This window comes from Streptomyces sp. PKA51 (assembly GCF_057552455.1).
Map to the genome: position 1 here is coordinate 96,037 of NZ_BAAJPZ010000001.1, position 15,171 is coordinate 111,207.

Below are 15,171 nucleotides of genomic sequence, written 5' to 3' on the forward strand. Positions count from 1 at the left end.
AGGAAGTCGGGAAGCGGTGCTGGTGGTCCTTCTCCGGTAGCCTGATCGTGCGCACGAAATCGCAGTCCGGTTGGTAGCCCGGACGCTGTCGTCGTGGAGACTCGGCGCCCGGTGCGGCACAACCCGAAGCGAGCCGTGAGGCTGGCCGCCCGGGAAGCTGCCCGAGTTGCCCAGGGCCGACACGGCACCGCATCTCAGGAAGCGCTACGGCTGGAACTTGAGCAGCGCAAGTCGTCGACCGCAGCCGAGGTCAAGAGGCGAAGGCAGGACGAGGCTGAGCGCAAATACGCCCTGGAGCAGGCCAAGCGCAAGCGCCGAAAGCGCGGGCGTTGAGAGAGCGGACACCGACGAGACGGCGACCAGTTCTCCCAAGGTGCTCCATGTGGCGACCTGTCAGGGAGTCGTCAGGGAGCCGTCAGAGATGTGGCCTGCTGCTTGTGGCCGGCTGACCCGTTGCCTTGAATGGTCCTCGTGAACAGCCATCTGCGCCACGACGACCGGCCGCCTCATACGGCGCTGACCGGCTCTGCGCGCTGTTCGCTTCTCACGCGCTGAGCGCATTTGCGTTCCACGACACCGTGACGGCGGTGCACGACGCGCCCGTCATGACATGACACCTCACTGCCCGTCGCTGACGTGTCCTTTTGCTCGCACGGCAACCCCTCCCTCCCGGCGGGGGGCTGCCGCATTCTTGATTCCCGGAGTGGATTCCCATGTCTTCTGCCGTCTCGCCCGCTCCCAGGACCGTGCTGGTCACCGGTGCCACCTCCGGCATCGGCTGGGAGACCGCCCGGCTGCTCGCTGGCCGGGGGGACACGGTCATCGTGCACGCGCCCGACCAGGCGTCCGGCGACGACGCCGTCGCCCGCCTCGTCGCGGCCGGTGCCGACACCCTGCGGCTGCGCCTGGCCGTCGCCGACTTCTCCCGGCTGGACGAGGTCCGGGCCATGGCCGCCCGCGTCGCCGAGGAGCACCCCGTCCTCGACGTTCTGGTCAACAACGCGGCCGTCGCCGCGCCCGAGCGGCGCACCGTGACGGCCGACGGCAACGAACTCTCCTTGCAGGTCAACTTCCTGGCCGCCTACCTCCTCACCCACGAGCTCTCCGGCCCGCTCAGCGCCCGCCCGGGCAGCCGGGTGGTCAACGTGTCGTCGTCCATGCACCGCACGGCGTCCATCTCCTGGAACGACCCCCAGCGCGCCAAGCGCTACTCCCGCGTCGCCGCCTATGCCCAGTCCCAGCTCGCGCTGACCGTCTTCGCCCGCGAGAAGGCGCCCTGGACGTCGGTCAGCGTGCACCCGGGCGTCTGCGAGACCGCCCTGCTGCCGCTGTACGCGCACGAGGGCGACTCCGCCCTGCAGGGCGCCGAGCGTGTCGTACGACTGTGCGATCCCGCTGCCGAGGTCGTCCCCGGCGCGTACTACGACTGCACTGCGCTGAGCCCGGCCGCCCCCGTCGCCATGGAAGACCGTACGGTGCGCCGGCTGTCCAAGCTCGCCGACCAGCTGGTGGCCCGGACGGCCTGACCTTCGCAACACCCGGCAACCCCTCTACCGAGAGAAGGAGCGACATCCGTGTCCAAGCGCGCCCGTAAGAAGCGAGCCCGCCGCAAGAAGAACGCCAACCACGGCAGCAAGGCCTGCACCTGACCTCAGGCCGTCACCACCGGGGCGGACGGTGCGTCCGGGCGCTGTGCGCCGACATCACCGCCCGCGGCCGTATTCCGTCCGGTTGGTCAGCCGACGTGGACGCGGGGGCGGCGGTCGCGGTCCGGTTCGGCCTCGCGCAGGATCTCGCGGGTGACCGGGGCGACCTCGCCCTGGCCGAAGAGGAAGAAGCGCACGAAGTTGGTGAAGGGGTTGCCCTCGGTCCACTCGAAGAAGACGTGGGGGCGGGTGCCGGTGAGGTCGCGGGCGTGGAGGAGGAAGGCCGCGAGGGCGTTGGGAACGGAGGAGCTCTCCATGGTGAGGACGCGGTAGCGGTCGTGCATGATCTCGCCGCGTACGGTCAGGCCGGCCTCGAACTCCGAGGGGTCGGTCACCGTCACTTCGACGAAGACGAAGTCCTCGGTGGTGGGGATGTCGTTGTCGGCCCGGATTTGTTCGATCTTCTCGCGGTATTCCGTGGCGTCGCGCTCGTCGGGTTCGTTGGCTATGAAACGCGGCGTGCGCTGGGAGATGTCGCGGATGAACCGCTCGGCCTTCTCGTCGAGCTCCACATGCGTGACGCGGAGCTCGAAGGCGCGGCCGAGGCGGGAGAGGAGGGAGACGAGGAGGATGCCGGCGGTGAAGCAGGCGCCGATCTTCACGCCGTCCGGGCGCTCGATCACATTGAGGACGGTGGTGTAGAGGAAGACGGCGGAGATGACGCCGAAGGCGAGGGTCCAGCCGCGCTGGCCGGCCTTGCGGGCGGCGATGGTGACGGCGATGGCGGCGGAGCAGATGAGGACGAGGACACCGGTGGCGTAGGCGCCGCCCTGGGCGTCGACGTCGGCGTCGAAGAGCCAGGTGACGAGGAAGGCGACGAGGGTGAAGACGATGACCATGGGGCGCACGGCGCGGGCCCAGTGCGGGGCCATGCCGTACTTGGGCAGGTAGCGCGGCATCAGGTTGAGCAGACCGGCCATGGCGGAGGCACCCGCGAACCACAGGATGAGGATGGTCGAGACGTCGTAGACCGTGCCGAAGGCGTTGCCCAGGTACTCGTGCGCCAGGTAGGCGAGCGCGCGGCCGCTGGCATTGCCGCCGGGCTCGAACTCCTTGTGCGGGATGAGCACGGTGGTGATGAAGCTGGTCATGATCAGGAAGGCGCTCATGATGACCGCGGCGGTCGTGAGCAGCTTCTTGGTGTCGCGGATCCGACCGGCGGGCCGGTCCTCCGTGTCGTCCGGGGCGCCCTTGACGTGCGGCATCACGGCCACGCCGGTCTCGAAGCCGGAGAGACCGAGCGCCAGCTTCGGGAAGACGAGCAGGGCGACGCCGATCATGACGAAGACGTTGCCGTGCTCGGCGGTGAGGGCGGCGGTCCAGTCGGTGACGACGCGGCCTTCGGTGAGGACGTGCCACAGGCCGGTGACCACGACCACCGCGTTGAGCGCGAGGTAGACCGAGACCAGGACGACGGCGACGCCGATCGCCTCCAGGAAGCCCTTGAGGAACACCGCGCCGAGCAGCGCGATGAGGATCAAGGTGATCAGCACCTGCTTGTCGTGCAGGAACCCTTCCAGATTGGGGTTCTCCACCATGTGGGTGGAGGCGTCCGCGGCCGACAGCGTGATCGTGATCAGGAAGTCGGTCGCGGCGAAGCCCAGCAGCGTCAGGACGAAGAGTTTGCCCTTCCAGAAGGACAGCAGCCGCGACAGCATCGCGATCGAGCCCTCGCCGTGCGGGCTCTCCTCGGCCACGCGCCGGTAGACGGGCAGCGCGCCGGCCAGGGTCACGATCACGAGCACGATCGTCGCCACGGGCGAGAGCAGACCTGCGGCCAGGGCGGCGATGCCCGGCTGATAGCCGAGGGTCGAGAAGTAGTCGACACCGGTCAGGCACATCACCCGGTACCAGGGCTGGCCCTTGTGCTCGGGCGCCGGCGCGGCCTGCGACGGCCGGCCCTTGCCCATGTCGGAGAGCCCCTCCAGCATCCACTCCCGCACACGACTCGTGTGCGTGTCGGTCGGGGTGGCCATGTGGTGCTCCTGTGTGCTCTGCCGGGAAGGGGGAATTCGGCCATCATGCGGACGGCCGAGCCAGCGTAAGCAATGGATGCGCGGCCTCCCCGGGGAGGGGCGTCAGGAAAACGTCAAGATGCTGGCCTGACGTGGCCGGGCGGGGCATGGCGATGCCGATCTGCTGTGTATGCCGCGCCACGGGGACGGCGGGTGGTCCTGCCTTCGCGGGCTGAGGCGGTGTGCCGGGTGTCACGTCGTGCCATGCGTCCGGCCGGCCGCCGCGTGAGGGCGGCCGTCAGCCGGCGAGCCAACTGCGGTAGTGCGTGCGGGCGATATACGCGCCGCTCGCCGCGGTGAGGGCCTTGGCGGATGCGGCGGCGAAGGGACCCGCGTCGGTGCCGGGGAAGGCGTCTTCGCCGTCGGCGCCCACGCACGGCGCTACTTCGCCCGCCCTGATGTCGTCTACGTCCCCTTCGCGGATGCCGAGCCGGTGGAATGGGGCCTGGTATGGCTCGCCGACGGCGCAACGGCCCGCGTCCGCGCCTTCGGCGAGGCGGCACTCGACCTGGTCGAGGAGCCCGCACGCCGGCGCCGTTGAGGCCGACGGCGAGCCGCGATGCGGTGAGGGCGTCCTGGAGGCCCGCCCCTGGCGATCTTCAGCCGGCCCCGGACCGTCCGTGACCGGCCCGCTGTGGGTCGTGGGCCGGTTGAGGCGGGAGGGGCAGCCGGGTGCGGAAGGTGGTTGCTCCCGGGGTGTCGAGGACGGTGAGGGTGCCCTGGTGGATGGCCGCGATGTCGCGGGCGATCGGGAGGCCGAGGCCCGAGCCGCCGTCGTCGCGGCTGCGGGCGTCGTCGAGACGGGCGAACCGTTCGAAGATCTTCTCCCGGTCGGCGGGCGCGATCGGCGGGCCGTCGTTGGTCACGTCCAGGACGGCCTCCGCGGAGGCACGGTCGGTGGTGAGGCGGACGGCGATGTGGGCGCGGGCGTGGCGCTGGGCGTTGTCGAGCAGGTTGGTCAGCAGTCGCCGCAGCCACAAGGGGTTGCCGGGGAGGGTGATCGCCGTCGGGGCGTGCACGGTGATGGGGTGGGGTTCGGCGCCGCGGTGCGCGACCGTGGTGTGTACGAGGTCGGTGAGGTCGACGGGTTGGTCGGGCCAGCCGTGGTCGGTGGTGTCCAGGCGGGCGAGCAGCAGGAGGTCGGCGGCGAGGGCCTGCAGGCGTTCGGTGTCCTCCAGGGCGCCGGCCAGCAGGTCGGTGCGGACCTCGGGGTCGCCGTGGGCGAGGGCGACCTCGAGCTGGGTGCGCAGGACGGTCAGGGGGCTGCGCAGTTCGTGGGAGGCGTCCGCGATGAAGCGGCGCTGCCGGGTTCCCGCGGCTTCGAGGCGCCGGAGCATGGCGTTCATGGTGCCGGCGAGGCGGGCGATCTCGTCATTGCTGCGGGGTACGGGGACGCGGCGGTTCAGGTCGCGGTCGCCGATGGCGGCGACCTCGGCGCGGATGGCCTCGACCGGCCGCAGGGCGCGGCCGGTCGCGCCAAGTGAGGATGCCGACGGTGAACAGCAGGACCGTGCTCAGCACCGCGAGGGCGGCGGTGGTCAGGTTCTCGGCGGCGTCGGCGGTCCGCAGGGACGCGCCGACGTAAATGGTGACGGGGCCGGTGGGGGTGAGGGCGGCGATGCTGGTGACGCGCTGGTGGTGGCGATGCGCGTGGCCCGGGGCGTCGAGGTCGAAGGTGCGGCGGCCCCGGGGGCGGCCGGAGCGGGCGAGCGGGGGCCGGCCGGTGAGGTTCTGGCTGGCGGCCACCACCCTGCCGTGCGCATCGACGACCTGAATGAAGTCGGTGCCGTGGTCGAGGGGGAGCGGGCCGGTGAGACGACCGTCGCCGGCGAGGCGGGCGACGGCCCGGGCCTGCTCGCGGGCATCGGCCTCGATGCCGCGTTCCAGATCGCCCCGCAGGAGGAGGACGACGGCGACCGAGGCCACGCAGAGCACGACGGCGACGCTGGCGCAGGCGGCAAGAGTGGTACGGGCGCGAACCGAGCGCGGCGTCAGACGATCGGCGAGGGCCGCGGCGCGAGGATGGCGCGCCAGGTGGCGGTGCACGGCCGCGCGCAGCCGGTGACGTGCGGCGCCGGCGTCGGCCGGTGCGCCGGCGGAGGTCCGGTCAGCCACCGTCGGCCGCCAGTCGGTAGCCGGCGCCGCGGACGGTCTGGACCGCGGCCCGCCCGAAAGGCGCGTCGATCTTGCGCCGCAGGGCACTGACATGGACCTCGACGGTGTTGGGGTCGCTGTCGAGGGCGTTGTCCCAGACGGCGTCGAGGATCTCCCGCTTGGAGACGGCCTCGCCGGCCCGGCGGGCGAGGTGGTCGAGGATGGCGAATTCGCGGGGCGTGAGGGCAATCGTGGTGCCGGCGCGCGTGCAGGTGCGGGCGGCGGAGTCGATCACGAGGTCGCCCAGGACGGTGCGCCGGGGCGCGCGGCTGCCGATGCGGCGGGCCAGCGCCTTCAGACGGGCGACGAGCACGACGAAGGAGAACGGCTTGGACAGGTAGTCGTCGGCGCCGGTGTCCAGCGCCTCGGCCTCGTCCCATTCGCCGTCCTTGGCGGTGAGCATGAGGATGCCGACGTCGCTGCCGCAGGCCCGCAGGCGTGAGCACACGCGGTAGCCGTTGATACCGGGCAGCATGACGTCGAGCACGACCACGTCGTAGGCATGCTCCATGGCCCGGGCCAGGCCGGAGGGGCCGTCGTGGGCGACGTCGACCGTGAATCCCTGGGCGGTCAGACCGTGCCGCAGCGCCAGGGCCAGCCGGCGTTCGTCCTCCACCACCAGTACGCGCATGCGCATCAGGGTCGCAGGTCGCCGCGCCGGACAGCCGAAGGGGTCCGCAGGTCTTCAGCCGATCTTCAGCAACGCACCTCCATCCTGCCGCTGTCGCCCGGGGACCGCCCGGGCCTGCCGAGGATCGGGGTGTGCCATGAGCGAGCCCATGGGAACGGGTGAAACGTTGCCGCAGGAAGAGCCGAAGGCCGCGGGTGCGGGCAGGACGCGTACGGGAGCCGGCCGTGTCGGCCGGTGGATGCGCGGCCGGTCCGTGCGCTGGGTCGCGGCCGGGGCGGCCGTGCTGGTGATCGGAGGCGGCGCAGCGGCGGCGGTGGCCCACCACCACCACCACCACGAGCGCGCGGAAGCCCGCGGCCACGGCCACGGTCACGGCCAGGGGTACGGCCACGGCCGGCGGGCGGCGGCCGATGACCGGGGACGGCACGACGGCCGGGGCGGACGCGAGGACCGCCAGGATCGTCGGGGCAACGGGCGGGCCGGCCACGCGGCCCCGGCACCGCTGCCGTCGACCAACGCGGCCGACGCGCTGGCCAAGGCATCGTCGGCGGTGCCCGGCGGCAAGGTGGAGTCGCTGAGGCCGGTCGCCGGTCAGGGCGGCGTCCGGGGCTGGCGGGTCGTGGTCCAGGGCACCGACGGCGTGCGGCACGCGGTGACGATCGACGAAGCCGGCGACACGATCACCGGCAACACCGTCCTGAACGGCTGACCCACCGACCGGGGGCGGCCGGGCCGCGTCGTACGGAAGGGAGCGCCGTCGTCCGCCCCCGGTCCTGACGTTCCGGCCGCTCGGCGCATGCCCATCGGCACAGGCGCCGGGCGGCATGCGGTATGGGCTCGTGGTCACACGTCCCAGATGACCGGGAGGCTCTTCACTCCGTAGATGTCCGCGGTCTCCGGGCGCAGGGGGACCTCTTCGGCCGGTACGGCCAGGTGCAGGGTGGGGAAGCGGTCGAACAGCGCAGGGAGGGCCACCCGCATCTCGATGCGGGCCAGTTGCTGGCCCAGGCACTGGTGGATGCCGTGGCCGAAGGCCAGGTGGCCGCCGTCCTGCCTGCGAAGGTCGAGCACGTGGGGATCGGTGAAGCGTTCGGGGTCGCGGTTGGCCGTGTTGTACGACAGGATCACCGTGGTGCCGGCCTCGATCGTGTGGCCGCCCACCTCGACGTCCTCCAGCGCCGTCCTCATGAACGTCTTGGCGACGCTCAGATACCGCAGCAGTTCCTCCACGGCCCCGTCGGCGAGCGCGGGTTCGGCACGCAGCGCGGCCAGTTGCTCCGGGTTCTGCAGCAGCGCGAAGGTGCCGAGGGCCAGCATGTTCGCGGTGGTGTCGAACCCTGCGGCCAGCAGAAGCAGGCTGATGCCCTGCAGTTCCTCGTCGGTCAGATCGCTGCCGGTGAGGTCGCTGAGCACGTCGTCGGTGGGGCGTGCGCGCTTGGCGGCCACCAGCTCCGCGAGGTAGTTCCGGGTCGCGAGGTAGGCCGCCGTCAGCTCCTCCTCGCTCGTCTCCCCGCCCATGAACGTGTCGATCTGCTCCTGGAAGGAGCCCCGGTCCTCGTACGGCACGCCCAGCAGTTCACAGATGACGATGGTCGGGACGGGCTTGGCGAACGCGGTCACCAGGTCGGCCGGCGGCCCGGCCTTCTCCATGGCGTCCAGGCAGTCGGCGGTGATCTGCTCGATGCGCTCGGTGAGTTGGCGCATCCGGCGAACGGTGAACTTGCCCGCCAGCGGCTTGCGGTAGCGGCGGTGCTGCGGGTCGTCCATGAGGAGGAATTCGCCGGGCGGTGCCGGAGGCACCTCGATGTCGCCGTAGTCGATGGTCGGATGGTGGCGCATGAACTCCTTGCGCGAGCTGAACCGCGGGTCGGCCAGAACCGACTTGACCAGGTCGTACCCGGTGATCAGCCGGCCCTGGTGCCCGTCGGGGAAGGGGTAGTGGCTGATCGGGCCGTGCTCACGGGCCCGGAGCAGCTCTGCCGGCGGGTCGAAGGGGCAGCCGCCCTGACGTGCCGTCGGCAGTGTGGTGACGGTGTGGAGGGACTCGCTCATGACCATTCCTCATCTCGCAGCCGTACGCGTTCAGAACTGCTCGAAAGCTACGTTGCATTCAGGATTGCGTCAACCAATTGAAATGCGTTTTCCCTGTTCAGGGTCGGTGAATTGATGCAATGGCGCTGAAGTCGAATGCAACGATGCGTTGCAATGGATGGCGGCGAAGGCAATCCGGCCGGACGGTGCTCCGGTACCACGACGGTCAGTACACATCGTGACACCAAGGGACAATCATGTCCGTACTTGTTGGCGCAGGCGCGGGCGCAACACAATCGACGCGTGCCCGAGAATCCTTCTCTCCCATCCCTTCGCGTCGCCTCCTGGGCGAGCGCTCTGCAGTGGGACGACGTGCCCGGGCCGGTGCGCGGCAGGGTGGTGGACGCGTTGCGGGACGTCGTCGCGGTGATGTTCGGTGGTGCGGCCACGGCGACCGGTGGGATCGCCATGGCCTACGCGCGCTCCCGGCACGGGGACGTTCCCCTGGCCGGCGGCGGGTTCGCCGAGGCCGGGCGGGCCGCCTTCGCCAATGCGACGGCGGCCACCGCGCTGGACTTCGAGGACGGGCACTACCTCGGCGGCGGCATTCACCCCGGTTCGGTCGTCGTGCCGGCGGGACTGGCCGTGATGCCCGCGGGCACGACGGTCGCGGATTTTGTGACGGCGCAGGTCGCCGGGTACGAAGTGGCGCTGCGCGCAGGCGCGTTGCTGCGGCCGCGCACCCCCGGGGACCGCTATCACTGCACCGGCACCGCGGGCAGTATCGGTGCCGCGGTCGCCGCGGCGCGGTTGCGGGGGCTGGACGCCGAGGCGACCCAGCGGGCGATGGTGCTCGCCTGGCAGCACGCGCCGATGGCCACCTTCGCCCTGCCCGCGGCCAAGGAATCCGTCGGCTGGGGCGCGACGGCGGGGGTGGCGGCGGCCGAGCTGGCGGCAGCCGGGTTCCTGGGCCTGCCCGACGGGTACCGTCCGCCCGTGCCGGCGGGCTTCGCGCCGACGCCGTTCGACGTGCCGGGGGCCGGGAACGACGCCCTGGTCGGCGGGCTGGGGGAGAGGTTCCACAGCCGCGACATCTACTTCAAGAAGTACGCGTGTTGCCGCTACATCCATGCCGCTGCGCACGGCTTGGAGGTGTTGATGCGCCGCCTGGGCCTCGCTCCGGGAGGGGGCCGGGCCGCGGCGGCGGTCGAGGCGATCGAGGTACGGACGCATGCCGGAGCCCTGTTCCTGACGGAGGCCGATCCCCGCACGCTGGAGCACGCCCAGTACAGCTTCCCCCATGTGCTCGCCGCTGTGGCGCTGGAGGGGGCCGCGGGCGGCCGGCAGATCGGCGAGGCGCGGCTCGGCGATCCGGGCAGGCGTGCGCTGGCCCGGCGGGTGCGGGTGCTGCACGATCCCGCGCTCGACCGGCACCTGCCGGCCGGCTACCCCGCGCACGTGCGGATCACGACTGCCGACGGGCGGCAGGATGCAGGACTGTTCACCGTCGCTCCGGGCGACCCCGAACTCCCGCTGAGCGACGAGGAGTTGCAGTGCAAGTGGCTGGAGGCGATGGGGCTCGCGATGCCCGCATCGGTGGCCGGCGTCGTGCTGCAGGGGCTGGCGGATCCCGGGCGACGGCTGTCCGATGTGCTGGACCCCGCATGGAAAGCGGTGTCACCGCTCCATGTATCGGCTCATGGGTAACAGAGGAAGGACTTGGTCCGATTTGCCGCACCACAGGTCTCCGGCCATGGCGCGCATATTCGGCCGGTCGTGCGCGTATGGCGGACGTCACAATTCCCGAAAGCGCGGCGATTGGTCTTGGAGGGGGTCGCCCTCGGGCGTCTCGGTGTCACGCCGCTTCACCGGCCAAGACCTGGGCGGTATCACTTCTGTCCCTAGCGATCAGGGGAATTCGGCGCAGCCGACCGACCATTCGACCGTGCAGCGGAAGCTAATGTTCCGGCAAGATGCATGCCGTTGACAACTATGTGCATCCGATGTGAGTGTTCCAGGCGAGGTGAAGCAGCACCCGCGGTGTGACGCAGCCCCCACCGGCGCGTCCGCCGCCCAGCGCTTGAGCCAGCAGTCGGGGGAAACACCAATGACACTCGCCTTAGCGCGCCCGCATACCGTGAACGCGAGGCGCACACACCCGTGCACGTCCTTTCCCGTGCGGCGGCCGATCGGCCGTTCCGGGGGGCGTTGAACCATGAACCGGCACCACCAGGACGCCCACGACGACACCGGAGAGCACCACGCCCCCGCAGGGGACGGACACCGCACCCCGCCCCACCTGTCACCCGTGACCGACGTGCCCGTCACGGCGCCGGCCACGGCCGTCCACCTGCGGCTCAACGGCCCCGACGAGGAGCACTGCCGTGCCCTGGCGGAATCCGGGGCCGAGCTGCCGCCCATCGTGGTGCACCGGGCGACCATGCAAGTGATCGACGGCGTGCACCGGCTGCGCGCGGCCCAATTGCGCGGCGATGACGTCATCGCCGTGCGGTTCTTCGACGGCAGCCTGCGGGACGCCTACGTCCTGGCCGTCAGGGCGAACGTCACCCATGGGCTGCCGCTGTCCAAGGCCGAGCGCATGCTCGCCGCCGCGCAGATCATCGGCACCCATCCGCAGTGGTCGGACCGGGCCGTCGCCGCGGTGACGGGTCTGTCCGCCCGCACCGTCGCCGTACTGCGCGGGCGTTCAACCGAGCAACGTGTTCAGTCGAACAGCCGCATCGGCCGGGACGGCAGGGTCCGCCCGGTCAGCAGCGCCGAGAGCCGGCGCATGGCCGGCGAGCTGATGAAGAGCGACCCGGGGGCCTCCCTGCGCCAGATCGCCCGGACCGTGGGGCTGTCCCCCGCCACCGTGCTCGACGTGCGGCGCAGGCTCGACCGGGGGGAGGACCCCGTGCCACCGAGCCGGCGCGGCACGCCCGGGCGGGCCGGCCGGCCACCGGGGAAGGAACCGGAGCGCGAGGATCTGGACGTGCTCCTGCGGAGCCTCACCAAGGACCCGGCACTGCGCTTCAACGCCGCGGGCAGGGTGCTGCTGCGGTGGCTGCACAAGCAGGCGGCGACCACCCAGGAGCAGGGCAGGCTGCTCGACGAGGTGCCCCCGCACTGCGCCGGGACCATCGCCCAATGCGTGCGCCGCTGTGCCGAGACATGGCTCGAATTCGCCGAGCAATTGGAGAACCGCAGGATCCCGGCCCGCCGAGCCGAATAGCCCTGCCCGCCGTTCGTGCGGGATTTCCACCGCAGCCCCCGTGACCGGGGGCTGCGGTTTTTCTTTTCCTCGAAACATACCGTTCACGTGAATGCGTGAACGGCCGTTCGATGTGCCGCACTTCGATGCTGTTGAACTGCGGATCTCCCTGGCTAGCATCCTGAGCGGGCACCGACGCGGTGCGCCCGGCCCGTCCGGGACATTCCCCTCTTCCTCCCCCGGCCGCCCAGGCGGCTCGTCGTGCCCCCGCCATTCCTGTTCGCCATTACCCCACCCCGCGAGAGGAAAACCGTGTCCATTCTCGATGAGCACGCCGTCGGCACGGACGGCGCGGACCGCGACCCCTTCGAGGCATGGAGCTTCGAGACCAAGCAGATCCACGCCGGGCACCTGCCGGACCCCGTCACCAAGGCCCGCGCCCTGCCGATCTACCAGACGACCTCGTACACCTTCGACAGCACCGAGCACGCCAAGGCGCTCTTCTCCCTGGAGGAGACCGGCAACGTCTACACCCGCATCATGAACCCCACCCAGGACGCGATCGAGCAACGCATCGCGGCCCTGGAGGGCGGGGTCGCGGCCGTGCTGGTCTCCTCCGGTCAGACCGCCGTGGCCTTTGCCGTGCTCAACCTGGTCGGGGCGGGCGATCACATCGTGACCAGCCCGCAGTTGTACGGCGGCAGCCACACGCTCTTCCGCCACACGCTGCGCCGCTTCGGCGTCGACGTCTCCTTCGTGGAGGACCCGGACGACCTGGACCAGTGGCGCGCCGCGGTGCGTCCGCAGACCAAGGCGTTCTTCGGGGAGAGCATCTCCAACCCCCGCAACGCGGTCTTCGACATCGAAGGCGTCTCCTCGGTGGCCCACGAGCACGGCCTGCCCCTGATCATCGACAACACCGTGGCCACGCCCTACCTCATCCAGCCGCTGCGCCACGGCGCCGACATCGTGGTGCACTCGGCGACGAAGTACCTGGGCGGGCACGGAACCACCATCGCGGGCGTGGTCGTCGACGGGGGCACCTTCGACTGGGCCTCCGGCCGGTTCGCCAACTTCACCACCCCGGACCCCAGTTACCACGGCCTGGTCTACGCCGAACTCGGCCCCCCGGCCTACGCCGTCAAGGCGCGGGTCTCGCTGCTGCGCGACCTGGGCGCCGCGATCTCGCCCTTCAGCGCCTTCCTCCTGGGCCAGGGCCTGGAGACGCTGAGCCTGCGCGTCGAACGACACGTGCGCAACGCCACCGCCGTCGCCGAGTTCCTCGCCGGACACCCCGCCGTGTCGTCGGTGGCCTACGCGGGCCTGCCCACCTCGCCCTGGTACGAGCGGGCCCGGCGCCTGAGCCCGCGCGGCGCGGGGGCCGTCCTCAGCTTCGAGGCGGCCGGCGGCGAAGCCGCCGCCACCCGGTTCATCGACGCCCTCACCCTGCACAGCCACGTGGCCAACATCGGCGACGTGCGCTCGCTCGTCCTGCACCCGGCGACCACCAGCCACGCCCAGCTCAGCGAGGCCGACCTGCTCACCGCAGGCGTGACGCCCGCCACCGTGCGGCTGTCGGTGGGTCTGGAGGGCATCGACGACATCCTGGCGGACCTGCGCGCCGGGTTCGCCGCAGCCGAGCGGTGAGGGCCGGCCCGACCCGGCCGGCGCCCCGCGTGTCCTTCCCGCCGGCCGACGGCACGCGCCACCACGTCGACGTCGGCACCCTCGCGCTGGAGTCCGGGGCGGTCCTGCCCGGGGTGCGCATGACGGTCCAGTGCTGGGGCAGGCCGTCGGCGGCCCGCGACAACGTGGTCCTGGTGCTGCACGCGCTCACCGGCGACTCCCACGTGGTCGGGCCGGCGGGTCCCGGCCAGCCCACGCCCGGCTGGTGGGACGGGCTCTTCGGCGAGGGCCGCGCAGTGGACACCCGGCACTGGTGCGTACTGGCGGCCAACGTGCTCGGCGGCTGCCGGGGCAGCACCGGCCCCGCCTCCCCGCATCCGGCGGGCGGGGCCTGGGGCAGCCGGTTCCCGCGGATCAGCGTGCGCGACCAGGTGGCGGCCGAGGCCGCCCTGGCCGATGCGCTGGGCATCGAGCGGTTCGCCGCGGTGGTCGGTGGCTCGATGGGCGGCGCCCGGGTGCTGGAGTGGGCGATCGGCCACCCGGACCGGGTGGGCGCCGCCCTGGTGCTGGCCGTCGGCGCCCGCGCCACCGGCGACCAGATCGGCACGCAGAGCACCCAGATCGACGCCATCACCGGCGACCCGGACTGGCAGGGCGGCGACTACCACGGCACCGGCCGGCACCCCGCCGCCGGCCTCGCCGTGGCCCGCCGGATCGCCCACCTGACGTACCGCACGGAGGCCGAGCTGGACGAGCGGTTCGGCAACGCGCCCCAGCCCGGCCGCCCGCTGTACGCGGTGGAGAGCTACCTGCGCCACCAGGCGCGCAAGCTGATCGACCGCTTCGACCCCGCCAGCTACGTCGTGCTCACACGCGCCCTCAACGGGCACGACGTCGGCCGCGGACGGGGCGGCGTGCAGGCCGCGCTGGCCGGCTGCCCGGTACCGGCGGTGGTCGCCGGAGTCGACAGCGACCGCCTCTACCCGCTGCGGCTCCAACAGGAGCTCGCCGACGCACTGCCCGGATGCCGCGGCCTGTCGGTCATCGGCTCCCGGCAGGGGCACGACGGCTTCCTCACCGAGACCGAGGCCGTCGGCGCGCTGCTCGCCGAAACCCTGCAGCTCGCCGACGGCAGCCGAGCACCCATCGAAAGGCATCACCGTGGCCCGCATCCCCTACCCGCACTTCGACCCTGACTTCCGTATGCCGACGCCGATCTACGGCGACCCGCAGGACGCCACGCTGCTGAACGTCTTCCGCATGCTCGGGCACAGCCCCGGCCTGCTGACGGCCGTGGCGAACATCGGGCACACGCAGCTCACCGACGGCGAACTCCCCGATCCCGACCGGGAACTGGTGATCCTCGCCGCCGCGCGGTGCTTCGGCTCCGACTACGTGTGGGCCCAGCACGAACAGCTCGCCGGGGAATTCGGCATCTCCGGCGAGCAGCTCGCCGCCCTGACCGCCGGCGCGTTCGACGCGCCGTGCTTCGACGGTCCGCAGCGCGAACTGCTCGCCTTCGTCGCCGAGGTGGCACACGGGACCACCGTCGGCGACGAACTGCTGGAGCGCCTGCGCGCCCGGCGCGGCGAGCGCCAGGTCGTCGAGATCATCGGCCTGGCCGGGGTGTACTTCCTGGTCTCGCGGATCACCACGACCCTCGGCCTGGAGATCGACCGCCGTCAGCTGGACGGCACCTTGGCCGTCATCGGCCGCCCCGCCGGCACCCAGCCCCGAAACCCCGCGTGACAACCCCCATGAACACCCCCACGCAGGGCCGGCGGACGTACGCCGTCA

General features: G+C 71.7%; 15 protein-coding genes. 10 read left to right on the forward strand and 5 right to left on the reverse strand.

The window, feature by feature from the left end:
• Positions 1-111 precede the first annotated feature (111 nt).
• The 3 genes from AC27L3_RS00450 to AC27L3_RS00460 all read left to right on the forward strand — a co-directional run bounded on the left by AC27L3_RS00450 (position 112) and on the right by AC27L3_RS00460 (position 1,649).
• Positions 112-333, forward strand: a complete 222-nt coding sequence (locus AC27L3_RS00450) for a DUF2992 family protein (protein ID WP_487232287.1) — start codon at positions 112-114, stop codon at positions 331-333.
• Between the two features lie 380 nt (positions 334-713).
• Entirely contained in the window at positions 714-1,526 is an 813-nt protein-coding gene (locus AC27L3_RS00455) for an SDR family NAD(P)-dependent oxidoreductase (protein WP_487231927.1), read from the forward strand.
• Between the two features lie 48 nt (positions 1,527-1,574).
• Positions 1,575-1,649 carry a 50S ribosomal protein bL37 gene (locus AC27L3_RS00460; RefSeq protein WP_467590489.1) on the forward strand — a complete coding sequence of 25 codons (75 nt, stop codon included), beginning with the start codon at positions 1,575-1,577 and terminating at the stop codon, positions 1,647-1,649.
• An 86-nt stretch (positions 1,650-1,735) separates the two neighbouring features.
• Here AC27L3_RS00460 and AC27L3_RS00465 read toward each other — a convergent pair whose 3' ends face one another.
• Positions 1,736-3,682 (reverse strand): APC family permease, encoded by a 1,947-nt coding sequence (locus AC27L3_RS00465; RefSeq protein ID WP_487231928.1) that lies wholly within the window; start codon positions 3,680-3,682, stop codon positions 1,736-1,738.
• A gap of 301 nt (positions 3,683-3,983) precedes the next feature.
• Between AC27L3_RS00465 and AC27L3_RS00470 the strand changes: the two genes are divergently transcribed.
• Complete coding sequence (locus AC27L3_RS00470) at positions 3,984-4,262, forward strand: hypothetical protein (protein WP_487231929.1); 279 nt, start codon at positions 3,984-3,986, stop codon at positions 4,260-4,262.
• A gap of 58 nt (positions 4,263-4,320) precedes the next feature.
• Here AC27L3_RS00470 and AC27L3_RS00475 read toward each other — a convergent pair whose 3' ends face one another.
• Genes AC27L3_RS00475 through AC27L3_RS00485 form a run of 3 tightly spaced genes read right to left on the reverse strand, consistent with a single transcriptional unit; the run spans position 4,321 to position 6,506 of the window.
• Positions 4,321-5,181, reverse strand: coding sequence for a HAMP domain-containing sensor histidine kinase (locus AC27L3_RS00475; RefSeq protein WP_487232288.1), 861 nt, complete (start codon positions 5,179-5,181; stop codon positions 4,321-4,323).
• The gene (locus tag AC27L3_RS00480) at positions 5,093-5,836 is read right to left on the reverse strand and encodes a hypothetical protein (RefSeq protein WP_487231930.1); all 744 of its coding nucleotides are present in this window, start codon (positions 5,834-5,836) and stop codon (positions 5,093-5,095) included. The genes AC27L3_RS00475 and AC27L3_RS00480 overlap by 89 nt, the downstream gene beginning before the upstream one ends.
• Positions 5,829-6,506, reverse strand: coding sequence for a response regulator transcription factor (locus tag AC27L3_RS00485; protein WP_487231931.1), 678 nt, complete (start codon positions 6,504-6,506; stop codon positions 5,829-5,831). The genes AC27L3_RS00480 and AC27L3_RS00485 overlap by 8 nt, the downstream gene beginning before the upstream one ends.
• Before the next feature lie 136 nt (positions 6,507-6,642).
• Between AC27L3_RS00485 and AC27L3_RS00490 the strand changes: the two genes are divergently transcribed.
• Positions 6,643-7,215 carry a hypothetical protein gene (locus AC27L3_RS00490; RefSeq protein ID WP_487231932.1) on the forward strand — a complete coding sequence of 191 codons (573 nt, stop codon included), beginning with the start codon at positions 6,643-6,645 and terminating at the stop codon, positions 7,213-7,215.
• Positions 7,216-7,349: 134 nt separating this feature from the next.
• Here AC27L3_RS00490 and AC27L3_RS00495 read toward each other — a convergent pair whose 3' ends face one another.
• The gene (locus tag AC27L3_RS00495; protein WP_487231933.1) at positions 7,350-8,558 is read right to left on the reverse strand and encodes a cytochrome P450; all 1,209 of its coding nucleotides are present in this window, start codon (positions 8,556-8,558) and stop codon (positions 7,350-7,352) included.
• A gap of 282 nt (positions 8,559-8,840) precedes the next feature.
• On the opposite strand from AC27L3_RS00495, the gene AC27L3_RS00500 reads away from it, so the two are divergent.
• The 5 genes from AC27L3_RS00500 to AC27L3_RS00520 all read left to right on the forward strand — a co-directional run bounded on the left by AC27L3_RS00500 (position 8,841) and on the right by AC27L3_RS00520 (position 15,123).
• A complete protein-coding gene (locus AC27L3_RS00500) occupies positions 8,841-10,244 on the forward strand; it encodes an MmgE/PrpD family protein (protein WP_487231934.1) in 1,404 nt (467 codons plus the stop codon).
• Positions 10,245-10,752: 508 nt separating this feature from the next.
• The gene (locus AC27L3_RS00505; protein WP_487231935.1) at positions 10,753-11,769 is read left to right on the forward strand and encodes a streptomycin biosynthesis protein; all 1,017 of its coding nucleotides are present in this window, start codon (positions 10,753-10,755) and stop codon (positions 11,767-11,769) included.
• A gap of 291 nt (positions 11,770-12,060) precedes the next feature.
• Positions 12,061-13,395: a bifunctional o-acetylhomoserine/o-acetylserine sulfhydrylase gene (locus AC27L3_RS00510; protein WP_487231936.1), complete on the forward strand. Its 1,335-nt coding sequence runs from the start codon at positions 12,061-12,063 to the stop codon at positions 13,393-13,395.
• Between the two features lie 29 nt (positions 13,396-13,424).
• A complete protein-coding gene (gene metX / locus AC27L3_RS00515; RefSeq protein ID WP_487231937.1) occupies positions 13,425-14,570 on the forward strand; it encodes a homoserine O-acetyltransferase MetX in 1,146 nt (381 codons plus the stop codon).
• Positions 14,536-15,123 carry a carboxymuconolactone decarboxylase family protein gene (locus tag AC27L3_RS00520; protein ID WP_487231938.1) on the forward strand — a complete coding sequence of 196 codons (588 nt, stop codon included), beginning with the start codon at positions 14,536-14,538 and terminating at the stop codon, positions 15,121-15,123. The genes metX and AC27L3_RS00520 overlap by 35 nt, the downstream gene beginning before the upstream one ends.
• Positions 15,124-15,171: the final 48 nt, after the last annotated feature.

Excerpts from the sequence above, each read along its gene's own strand:
- AC27L3_RS00455 (WP_487231927.1), top strand. The coding sequence starts at position 714 with ATGTCTTCTGCCGTCTCGCCCGCTCCCAGGACCGTGCTGGTCACCGGT.
- AC27L3_RS00465 (WP_487231928.1), bottom strand. The coding sequence starts at position 3,682 with ATGGCCACCCCGACCGACACGCACACGAGTCGTGTGCGGGAGTGGATG.
- AC27L3_RS00485 (WP_487231931.1), bottom strand. The coding sequence starts at position 6,506 with ATGCGCGTACTGGTGGTGGAGGACGAACGCCGGCTGGCCCTGGCGCTG.
- AC27L3_RS00490 (WP_487231932.1), top strand. The coding sequence starts at position 6,643 with ATGAGCGAGCCCATGGGAACGGGTGAAACGTTGCCGCAGGAAGAGCCG.
- AC27L3_RS00495 (WP_487231933.1), bottom strand. The coding sequence starts at position 8,558 with ATGAGCGAGTCCCTCCACACCGTCACCACACTGCCGACGGCACGTCAG.
- AC27L3_RS00505 (WP_487231935.1), top strand. The coding sequence starts at position 10,753 with ATGAACCGGCACCACCAGGACGCCCACGACGACACCGGAGAGCACCAC.